Genomic DNA, 1292 nt, shown 5'->3' on the forward strand with positions numbered 1-1292 from the left:
ATAGGCATGATCGCCAGTGAGGTCCGCCGCCGCGCCGGCCGGCTCTCTGGTTTTAATCCGCAGGACATGGGGAACTTGGTGAACGGCTTCAGCAAGTGGCCGGAAGCGGCGGCTTGTCGCGAAGCTACAGCCACGATCGCCGGTGAGGTGTTTCGCCGTTCCGACCAACTCTCTGAATTTACTCCGCAGAACCTGGCTAACCTGGCAAACGGCTTCAGCAAGTGGCCGGAAGCGGCGGCTTGTCGCGAGGCCACAGCTACGATCGCCGGTGAGGTGCTTCGCCGTGCCGACCAACTCTCTGAATTTACTCCGCAGAACCTGGCTAACCTGGTAAACGGCTTCAGCAAGTGGCCGGAACAGGCGCAGTGTCGCAAAGCAGCGGCCGCGATCGGCATTGCGGTTCTTGGCCGCCGTGGGGACCGCTCCGCCCGACCCTCAGACTTTACCCCGCAGGAGCTTTCGAACCTGGTGAATGGCTTCAGCAAGTGGCCGCATGTGGAGAGCTTGCACGGCGCCTCAATCGCTATCGCTGGCGAGCTGCTTCGCCGTTGCGACCAACTCTCTGAATTTACTCCGCAGGAGATGTCGAACCTGGCAAACGGCTTCAGCAAGTGGCCGGAAGCGGCGGCTTGTCGCGAGGCTATAGCCCTGATCGCCGGTGAGATGCTTCGCCGTTCCGACCAACTCTCTGAATTTACTCCCCAGAACCTGGCTAATCTGGTGAACGGTTTCAGCAAGTGGCCGGAAGCGGCGGCTTGTCGCGAGGCTACAGCCACGATCGCTGGTGAGATGCTTCGCCGTTCCGACCAACTCTCTGAATTTACTCCGCAGGAACTTTCGAACCTGGTGAACGGCTTCAGCAAGTGGCCGCAAGCGGCAGAGTGCCGCCACGCCGCAACCGTTGTCGGCGGCGAGTTGCTTCGTCGCGGCCGACTCTCTGATTTCAGCAGTCAGGATCTTGCGACCCTGGTGAATGGCATGAGCAAGTGGCCACAAGAGGAGAACACGCGTCACGCCGCGCTCACGATCGCCGGTGAGGTTAGTCGCCGCGTTGACGAACTCTCTGGTTTTAATCCGCAGGAACTTTCGAACCTGGTGAACGGCTTCAGCAAGTGGCCGGAAGCGGCGGCGTGTCGCGAGACAATAGGCATGATCGCCAGTGAGGTCCGCCGCCGCGCCGGCCGGCTCTCTGGTTTTAATCCGCAGGACATGGGGAACTTGGTGAACGGCTTCAGCAAGTGGCCGGAAGCGGCGGCTTGTCGCGAAGCTACAGCCACGATCGCCGGTGAGGT

General features: G+C 61.1%; 1 pseudogene. It reads left to right on the plus strand.

The annotated features are described in order from the left end of the window. Nucleotides 1-1292 (plus strand): annotated as a pseudogene (locus AC0YKC_RS33940) (hypothetical protein); the annotation flags it as partial.

The sequence above is a fragment of the Mesorhizobium sp. CNPSo 4661 genome, assembly GCF_057784215.1.